Raw genomic sequence first — 8,347 nt, 5'->3', positions numbered from 1 at the left:
ATCTCCCACAGGTACAGCGCCACCCTCAGGCCCTGTGAAATCCTTGTGGGATCTGGCTTGCCGGCGATGAAGCCGACGCCGGTCAGCGACGAGCGCCGCGCACCCCTTCCGCCAGTGCCGAGCACAGGCTCAACACATCGCTCACCGCCTGTTCGGCCGTGTTGGCCTGGGCAATCTTGTCGACCAGCGCCGAGCCCACTACCACGCCATCGGCCAGCCGGGCGATGTTCGCCGCCTGCTCTGGGGTGCGAATGCCGAAGCCAACGCTGATCGGCAGGTCGGTATGCCGACGCAGGCGGGCAATGGCTTCGGTCACGTGCTCGGTGGTCGCCGAGCCGGCCCCGGTCACACCGGCCACGGACACGTAGTAGACGAACCCGGAGCTGCGCGCCAGCACGCGCGGCAGGCGCGCGTCGTCGGTGGTCGGGGTGGTCAGGCGGATGAAGTCGATACCCGCAGCCTGGGCCGGGGTCGCCAGTTCTGCATCGTGCTCTGGCGGCAGGTCGACAATGATCAGGCCATCGACGCCAGCCTGCTTGGCTTCATTCACGAACGCTTCCACGCCAAAACGGTGGATCGGGTTGTAGTAGCCCATCAGCACGATCGGCGTGGTGTGGTTGTCCACACGGAATTCACGAACCATCTGCAGGGTCTTGGCCAGGTTCTGGCCCGCTTCCAACGCGCGCAGGGTAGCGAGCTGGATGGCTACGCCATCGGCCATTGGGTCGGTGAATGGCATGCCCAGTTCGATCACATCGGCGCCCGCAGCAGGCAGGCCCTTGAGGATCTGCAGCGAGGCGTCATAGCCCGGGTCGCCTGCGGTAACGAAGGTGACCAGTGCCGAGCGGCCTTCGGCTTTCAACTCGGCGAAGCGTTGTTCTAGACGGCTCATGCCTGTTTCTCCTGGGTGGCCATGTGGCTCATGACGGTTTGCATGTCTTTGTCGCCGCGGCCCGACAGGCAGATCACCATCAGGTGGTCCTTGGGCAACTGCGGGGCGCGCTTGATTGCCTCGGCCAGGGCGTGAGCGCTTTCCAGGGCCGGGATGATGCCCTCCAGGCGGCACGTGGCGTGGAAGGCATCCAGTGCTTCGTCATCGGTGATGCTGACGTATTCAACGCGCTTCACCTCATGCAGGTAGGCATGCTCGGGGCCGATGCCCGGGTAGTCGAGGCCGGCCGAAATCGAGTGAGCGTCGGTAATCTGGCCGTCATCGTTCTGCAACAGATAGGTGCGGTTGCCGTGCAGTACGCCGGGCACACCGCCGTTCAGGCTGGCAGCATGCTTGTCGGTGTGCACACCGTGGCCGCCGGCTTCAACGCCGATGATCTGTACGCTTGGCTCTTCGAGGAACTCATGGAATAGGCCCATGGCGTTGGAGCCACCCCCCACGCAGGCGACCAGGCTGTCCGGCAGGCGGCCTTCCTTTTCCTGCAACTGGGCGCGGGTTTCCTTGCCGATGATCGACTGGAAGTCGCGGACCATTGCCGGGTATGGGTGCGGGCCCGCCACGGTGCCGATCAGGTAGAACGTGTCGTCGACGTTGGTCACCCAGTCGCGCAGCGCTTCGTTCATGGCGTCCTTGAGGGTGCCGGTGCCCGCGGTAACCGGAACGATCTCGGCGCCCAGCAGCTTCATGCGGAACACGTTGGCCTGCTGGCGTTCGATATCGGTGGCGCCCATGTAGATCACGCAAGGCAGGCCGAAGCGCGCAGCGACGGTGGCGGTCGCCACGCCGTGCATGCCGGCGCCGGTTTCGGCGATCAGGCGTTTCTTGCCCATGCGCTTGGCCAGCAGCACCTGGCCGATGCAGTTGTTCACCTTATGCGCGCCGGTGTGGTTGAGCTCTTCACGCTTGAAGAAGATCTTGGCGCCGCCGCAGTGTTCGGTCAGGCGCTCGGCGAAGTACAGCGGGTTGGGGCGGCCGATGTAGTCGCGCTGGAAATAGGCCAGCTCTTCAAGGAATTGCGGGTCGGCCTTGGCCGCTTCGTATTCCCGGGCCAGGTCCAGCACCAGTGGCATGAGGGTTTCGGCCACATAGCGGCCGCCGAACGAGCCGAACAGGCCATTGGCGTCGGGGCCGGGGCGGTATTGGGACTGGGTCATGGGGCGCTCCAGGGCGTAAGCAATGAATGATGGGCTTTACTCTAACCACGACAGGCCCGGCTGAAAACCGATAAGATTGCGTAAACTTGTCAGGAAAACTCACAGGTAATGGCTCACGATCTCCCTCCCCTCAATGCCCTGCGTGCTTTCGAGGCCACTGCCAGGCTTAACAGTGTCAGCCAGGCGGCCGAGGCGTTGCACGTTACCCATGGTGCCGTGAGCCGGCAGATCAAGGTGCTTGAGGAGCATCTGGGGGTGGCGTTGTTCGTCAAGGACGGGCGTGGCATCAAACTCACAGATGCCGGGCTGCGACTGCGCGATGCCAGTGGCGAGGCGTTCGACCGCTTGCGCAGTGCATGTGCCGAACTGAGCCGCGACACCCGCGAGGCCCCGTTCGTACTGGGTTGCTCAGGCAGCCTGCTGGCGCGCTGGTTCATCCCGCGGTTGGGGCGTTTGCAGGCAGACCTGCCAGAGCTGCGCCTGCACCTTTCAGCCGGTGAGGGTGACCTTGATCCAAGGCGGCCAGGGCTGGATGCGCTATTGGTGTATGCCGAGCCCCCGTGGCCGGCAGACATGCAGGTGCATGTGTTGGCCGAGGAGCGAATCGGCCCGGTGCTGAGCCCGCACTTCTCCGGTTACCAGCGCTTGCAGGGGGCGCCAGCCAAAGCTTTGCTCGAAGAAGCCGTGTTGCACACCACCTCGCGCCCACAGGCTTGGCCGACCTGGGCGGCGCAGCAGGGCCTGGAGCCGGCTGCCATGCACTACGGGCAGGCTTTCGAGCACTTGTATTACCTGTTAGAAGCTGCGGTGGCGGGACTGGGCGTGGCGATCGCGCCGCAACCCCTAGTTGCCGATGACCTGCGGGCGGGCCGCCTGAGTGCGCCGTGGGGCTTTTCACCGACCCCGGCGGCGTTGGCGCTGTGGGTACCTCGGCGCGCCGCTGACGGGCGCGCCGAGCAACTGGCGCAATGGTTGCGGGCAGAACTGCTAGGGCAGAGCGCTTAGTTGCGCTTGCACAGCAGGTAAGCTGCCAGCAAGCCCAGGGCGCCGATGGCTACACCGGCAGTGGTGTACGGGTGCTCCTGGGCATAGTCGCGGGTGGCGATGCCGGTCTGGCGGGTACGCTCCTTGACTTCCTCATAGGCATCGCTCAGCAGGCTGCGCGAATGGCGCAGGGCACTCTCGGCGTTGCTGCGCATGGCCTTGACTGATTTCTGGGTTTCTTCGGAGGCATCGTGCTTCAGGCTTTCCAGGCTTTTCAGCAGGCTTTCGATCTCTGCTTCCATGCTTTCCAGGGATGTTTTACGCAGCGAATTGCGGGGCATGTTGACTCTCCTTTGCAGTATGGACTCTATGAACTGCGACCCTTGGGCTGCACGAAAGTGCGATCGAACTTTCGCCCCTGATGACAGCTCGCAGGTAAACCAGGCTCGCACTGCCAGGCTGAATATCACTGTTACCCAAGGAGAGCGCTCATGACCGATCATCACACCTACAAGAAGGTCGAACTGGTGGGGTCTTCGCCTACCAGTATCGAAGATGCGATCAACAATGCCCTGGCCGAAGCCGGCCAGAGCATCAAGCACATGGAGTGGTTCGAGGTGGCCGAGACCCGTGGCCATATTCGCGACAACAAGGTCGCGCACTTCCAGGTGACGTTGAAGGTGGGCTTCCGTATCGCCAATAGCTGAAACACAGCCAAGCTGGAACAGGTTGCACTGATGGGGTATTAGGAACAGGGCGCCCTGGTTGGCGCCCCTTTCTGGTTTCATCTGCACAAGGGATGCAAGTGATGAACAAACTGATACTGGCGCTGGGCCTGATGATGCTGGCCGGTGGCGCGATGGCGGCGGGCAAACCCTGCGAGGAGCTGAAAGCGGAAATTGCCGCCAAGCTCGATGCCAAGGGGGTTGTTGGCTACAAGCTGGAGATCGTCGAAAAGGGCGACCCGGCGGGCAAGGTGATCGGCAGCTGCGAAGGCGGCACCAAGGAAATCGTCTACCGCCGCGGCTGACGCGGTGGCCCCTTCGCGGAGGCACTCGCGAAGGGGTTCACTCGCTCTTCAAAGCCTGCGCCAGCAGCTCATAAGCGCGGATACGGTCTGCATGCTCGTACAGGTCACAGGTGAACATCAGCTCGTCCGCCCCGGTTTGCTCCAGCAACACCTCCACTTTGGCGCGCACTTTCTGCGGGCTGCCGATCATCGCCAACCCCAGGAAGCTGCCTACCGCATCGCGTTCATGGGGCAGCCATAAGCCGTCCATGCTGGGTACCGGGGGTTTCTGCATCAGGCTCTGCCCGCGAATCAGCGCCAGAATGCGCTGGTACACCGAAGTGGCCAGATATTCGGCCTGTTCATCGGTTTCGGCAACCACCATGGGAATGCCCAGCATCACATAGGGTTTGTCCAGCGTGGTGGACGGTTTGAAGTGGTTGCGATACACGCGGATTGCCTCGTGCATGTAACGCGGCGCGAAGTGCGAGGCGAAGGCATAGGGCATGCCGCGCATACCGGCCAGTTGCGCGCTGAACAGGCTGGAGCCCAGCAGCCACATGGGCACATCGGTGTCGTGGCCAGGCACAGCGATCACTTTTTGATCATCGGTTCGGGGGCCAAGGTAGCGTGACAGCTCTTCGACATCGTCCGGGAAATCGTCCGGGCCACCTGCGCGGTCTCGGCGCAAGGCGTATGCAGTCATCTGGTCGGAGCCTGGCGCACGGCCAAGGCCGAGGTCGATGCGCCCCGGGTACAGGCTGGCGAGGGTGCCGAACTGCTCGGCGATCACCAACGGCGCATGGTTGGGCAGCATGACCCCGCCGGAGCCTACGCGAATGCTCGAAGTGCCCCCGGCGAGGTAGCCGATAAGCACCGAGGTTGCCGAGCTGGCGATGCCGTCCATGTTGTGGTGTTCGGCCACCCAGAAGCGGTTGTAGCCCAAGCGTTCGACATGCTGCGCCAGGTCCAGGGAGTTGCGCAGCGACTGCGCCGGGCCGGCATCGGCGCGAACGGGCACAAGGTCGAGGGTGGAAATCTTCAGGTCACGTAGCTGCGTCATGGGGCCTCCGCAAGAATGATTGGCCAGAGGCCTTTATGACTCTGTATGGGCGTAATCGTTGGATTCAATGGGGGTGCGCAATTGCTCTGAACTTGCCGGGCGTACCGGACCTCTGAACCCATAGGCACGTAACCGAGTGACAAGGAGGCATCATGAAGAAGACAGCATCGGCGATCTGGCAAGGTGGTTTGAAGGACGGCAAAGGCCTGCTTTCAACCGAAAGCGGCGCCCTCAAGCAGAACCCTTATGGCTTCAACACCCGTTTCGAGGACACGCCGGGTACCAACCCAGAGGAACTGATCGGTGCGGCGCATGCGGGCTGCTTCTCGATGGCGCTGTCGATGATGCTCGGCGAGGCCGGGCTCACCCCGGACCGGATCGACACGGCGGCGGAAGTCACCCTCGACAAGCAGCCTGATGGTTTTGCCATTACCGCTGTACACCTGGTGTTGCGAGCCAAGGTGCCAGGCGCCAGCGAGGCGCAGTTCATGGAAATTGCCAACAAGGCCAAAGCAGGCTGCCCGGTGTCGAAGGTGCTCAACGCCAAGATCAGCCTGGATGCGGCGTTGGTGGGCTGAAGCGGCGCAACGATGGCAGTTTGCTGTAGTCTAACCAACGTCGGCAGCAATACTGCCTTTTCAGGAGCCGTTCCATGATTCGCGTAGCAATCGCCGTGTTCGCTTCGCTGGTCGCCACGTCTGCGCTGGCGGCGGTCAAGCCGTGCGAGGAACTGAAAGCCGAGATCGAGGCCAAGATCCAGGCCCAAGGGGTGGCTTCGTACACCCTGGAGATCGTGCCTAACAGTGAGGTCCAGGACCCGAATATGGTGGTCGGGACGTGCGATGGCGGGACCAAGAAGATCATTTACCAGAAGAATGATCGCTAGCGCTCGAGCATGAGTGGCCGCTTCGCGGCCCATTTGCGACAAAAGCCGCTTCCACAGGCCTCTGTAGGAGCGGCCTTGCGTCGCGATGGGCTGCGCAGCAGCCCCTGACTCGCAGCCCCCCTACCGGCAGCACCCCCTACCCGCACACCCCCGCCTACGGAATACAGAACACATCGCTAGGCTCATTCACCAGCACCGTGCGGCTGGCGTCATACAGCAATACCTGCGGCTCCATTACCGGCGCCCGCGCCTCCAGGCGATAACGTTCCCCAGCCTTGAAGTCATCGAAGCGCACAGTCAGGTAACAGGTACGGTCCCTGGGGTCGGTCAGCATCCCGCCAGAGTAGATCTCGTAATCGAAGCGCACGACCAGCTCATGCTTGCCGGGGGTTACCTGAAAGTATCGGCCGTCGTCCAGGCGCTTCCCGTCAAGGCGGTCGGCCATGATTACCCGGCCGGGGGTCATGGTGTACAAGTCGACCCAGGCTTGCTTGGGGTCGACCGGCGGCAAGGGGCTGGCGCAAGCCCCCAGTGCACTGAGGGCGATCAGCATCATGGGCTGGCGCATGGCAAAGCTCCCACTTGCGATTGGCACGTTAACAGCATAGCGCCGTTTGCGTGGTTAGGTGTGCTGGCAGCCCGCTGGGAGGCCCTGGCCCAGCAGTTTTTGTTGCTGGTCATACAACTTCACCCACGGGCGGAAGCCGATGCTCCCGGCCTGCAGCTGATAGCGTTGCCCGGCGTTGAAGTCTTTGAACGCCAGCTTTACCTGGCAATCTCGCCACAGGGGTTGGTCGACCGGGCCGATGTTGCTGGGGTTGACCGGAAACTGGTAGCGCACGGTCAACTCATGGCTGCCGGGTTGGACTTCGAAGTACCGGTTGTCGGCCCAATCGCGCTCATCGACCTGCACCGCGTGCAACGAGGTGTTGTCGTAGGGCGTGAGGTCGATCCAGGCCTGGTTCGGGTCTGGGTCTGGCAGCGTTGAACAGGCAGATAACAGCAACAGTGAACTGGCGACCCACAATGCACGCATGGCGAAACTCCCCCGTGGCGAGATAGTCTTGGAGCGAATCGGCCTTGAGCGAGTCAGACAGTCCCGATGCTTCGACTTTTTCTTATTCAGCGCTCAGGCCCTGGGCCACTCGACCGCGTTTTCACCCGTTTGGTTCCGCTGCTGGCGGTGCTTCTGCTGAGCGGTTGCAGCAGTGCGGCCTATTACGGCCAGCTTGCGCAAGGCCAGTGGCAACTGCTGCGCGCGCGGCAACCGGTGGAACAGGTGGTCGCCGACCCTGCTACCCCTCCCCTGTTACGGGCGCGCCTGCAACGGGCGGAACAGGCGCGGGCGTTTGCCAGCCAGCAGCTGAAGCTGCCGGATAACCGCAGCTACCGGGTATACGCCGACCTTGGGCGCCCCTATGTGGTTTGGAATGTTTTCGCCACGCCAGAGCTCTCACTGCAACCGGTGACCCACTGTTTTCCGATAGCGGGTTGCGTGGCGTACCGCGGCTACTACCAGCAAGGTGCAGCGCGTGGCGCGGCAGCGTTGATGCGTGAGGAAGGGCTGGATGTGTACGTGGGCGGGGTGGAGGCCTATTCCACCTTGGGCTGGTTCGACGACCCTATTCTGTCGTCGATGGTGGGCTGGGGTGACGAACGCCTGGCGACCTTGATCTTTCACGAGCTGGCGCACCAGCGCTTTTACGTGCAGGACGACACCGAGTTCAACGAGTCCTTTGCCTCGTTCGTCGAACAGGAAGGCACCCGGCAATGGCGCGCGGCGCGCGGGCTGGCTGCGGTGGGTGGCGATCAGGGGCAGCAGCGGGAGCAGTTTATCCAACTGGTGCTGGCCAGCCGCGAGCGGTTGCAGGCGATTTACGCCGGGCCGCTGGATGATGCGCACAAGCGCCAGGCCAAGCGGGCGGAGTTCGCGCGGCTCAGGCGTGACTACCAGCAGGTGCGGGACAGCCAGTGGGGCGGCGACAAGCGCTTTGACGCCTGGGTGTACGCGCCCATGAACAATGCCAAGCTGTTGCCGTTCGGGCTGTATGACCAGTGGGTGCCGGCGTTTGCGGCGGTGTTTCGCGCGGTTGACGGGGATTGGGGGCGGTTCTATGAACGGGTTGAGCAGTTGGGGAGGTTGCCCATTGCTGAAAGGAAGGCGGCGTTGCAGAAGTTGATGGCTGGCCGGTGAGACTTTGGGGCGGCGTTGCGGCCCATCGTCGGCAAGCCAACTCCCACGGGGGTCGCATCAGGGCAGACAGGTGTTTGCCACAAGGTATGCAGCGCCTGTTAGAGC

General features: G+C 63.0%; 12 protein-coding genes. 6 read left to right on the top strand and 6 right to left on the bottom strand.

What is annotated here, in order from left to right; all coding sequences use genetic code 11:
• Positions 1 to 82: 82 nt before the first annotated feature.
• Together trpA and trpB are read right to left on the bottom strand one after the other, a co-directional pair.
• Complete coding sequence (gene trpA / locus G1E_RS25660) at positions 83 to 892, bottom strand: tryptophan synthase subunit alpha (protein WP_009682176.1); 810 nt, start codon at positions 890 to 892, stop codon at positions 83 to 85.
• Positions 889 to 2,106 (bottom strand): tryptophan synthase subunit beta, encoded by a 1,218-nt coding sequence (gene trpB / locus G1E_RS25655; protein ID WP_009682177.1) that lies wholly within the window; start codon positions 2,104 to 2,106, stop codon positions 889 to 891. Before trpB ends, trpA begins: the two co-directional genes overlap by 4 nt.
• Positions 2,107 to 2,214: 108 nt before the next feature.
• On the opposite strand from trpB, the gene G1E_RS25650 reads away from it, so the two are divergent.
• Positions 2,215 to 3,111, top strand: a complete 897-nt coding sequence (locus G1E_RS25650) for a LysR family transcriptional regulator (RefSeq protein WP_009682178.1) — start codon at positions 2,215 to 2,217, stop codon at positions 3,109 to 3,111.
• Here G1E_RS25650 and G1E_RS25645 read toward each other — a convergent pair.
• Positions 3,108 to 3,431, bottom strand: coding sequence for a YqjD family protein (locus tag G1E_RS25645; protein WP_009682179.1), 324 nt, complete (start codon positions 3,429 to 3,431; stop codon positions 3,108 to 3,110). The two genes, G1E_RS25650 and G1E_RS25645, sit on opposite strands and share 4 nt — an antisense overlap.
• A 150-nt stretch (positions 3,432 to 3,581) precedes the next feature.
• Between G1E_RS25645 and G1E_RS25640 the strand changes: the two genes are divergently transcribed.
• Both G1E_RS25640 and G1E_RS25635 read left to right on the top strand, forming a co-directional pair.
• On the top strand, positions 3,582 to 3,797 hold the full coding sequence (locus tag G1E_RS25640) for a dodecin (RefSeq protein ID WP_009682180.1): 216 nt from the start codon (positions 3,582 to 3,584) through the stop codon (positions 3,795 to 3,797).
• A 101-nt stretch (positions 3,798 to 3,898) separates the two neighbouring features.
• Positions 3,899 to 4,120, top strand: a complete 222-nt coding sequence (locus G1E_RS25635) for a DUF1161 domain-containing protein (RefSeq protein WP_009682181.1) — start codon at positions 3,899 to 3,901, stop codon at positions 4,118 to 4,120.
• Between the two features lie 37 nt (positions 4,121 to 4,157).
• On the opposite strand, the gene G1E_RS25630 is transcribed toward G1E_RS25635, so the two are convergent.
• On the bottom strand, positions 4,158 to 5,162 hold the full coding sequence (locus G1E_RS25630; RefSeq protein ID WP_009682182.1) for an LLM class flavin-dependent oxidoreductase: 1,005 nt from the start codon (positions 5,160 to 5,162) through the stop codon (positions 4,158 to 4,160).
• Positions 5,163 to 5,314: 152 nt separating this feature from the next.
• Between G1E_RS25630 and G1E_RS25625 the strand changes: the two genes are divergently transcribed.
• Together G1E_RS25625 and G1E_RS25620 are read left to right on the top strand one after the other, a co-directional pair.
• The gene (locus G1E_RS25625) at positions 5,315 to 5,740 is read left to right on the top strand and encodes an OsmC family protein (RefSeq protein WP_009682183.1); all 426 of its coding nucleotides are present in this window, start codon (positions 5,315 to 5,317) and stop codon (positions 5,738 to 5,740) included.
• 74 nt (positions 5,741 to 5,814) lie between these two features.
• Complete coding sequence (locus G1E_RS25620) at positions 5,815 to 6,048, top strand: DUF1161 domain-containing protein (RefSeq protein WP_009682184.1); 234 nt, start codon at positions 5,815 to 5,817, stop codon at positions 6,046 to 6,048.
• A 154-nt stretch (positions 6,049 to 6,202) separates the two neighbouring features.
• Here G1E_RS25620 and G1E_RS25615 read toward each other — a convergent pair whose 3' ends face one another.
• Positions 6,203 to 6,616 (bottom strand): hypothetical protein, encoded by a 414-nt coding sequence (locus G1E_RS25615; protein ID WP_009682185.1) that lies wholly within the window; start codon positions 6,614 to 6,616, stop codon positions 6,203 to 6,205.
• 54 nt (positions 6,617 to 6,670) lie between these two features.
• Positions 6,671 to 7,084 carry a hypothetical protein gene (locus tag G1E_RS25610; protein ID WP_009682186.1) on the bottom strand — a complete coding sequence of 138 codons (414 nt, stop codon included), beginning with the start codon at positions 7,082 to 7,084 and terminating at the stop codon, positions 6,671 to 6,673.
• An 84-nt stretch (positions 7,085 to 7,168) separates the two neighbouring features.
• On the opposite strand from G1E_RS25610, the gene G1E_RS25605 reads away from it, so the two are divergent.
• Positions 7,169 to 8,242: an aminopeptidase gene (locus tag G1E_RS25605; RefSeq protein ID WP_033690278.1), complete on the top strand. Its 1,074-nt coding sequence runs from the start codon at positions 7,169 to 7,171 to the stop codon at positions 8,240 to 8,242.
• Positions 8,243 to 8,347 lie beyond the last annotated feature (105 nt).

Source organism: Pseudomonas sp. TJI-51 (assembly GCF_000190455.2).
Classification (GTDB): domain Bacteria; phylum Pseudomonadota; class Gammaproteobacteria; order Pseudomonadales; family Pseudomonadaceae; genus Aquipseudomonas; species Aquipseudomonas juntendi.
This window is presented reverse-complemented; position numbering and strand designations above follow the sequence as displayed.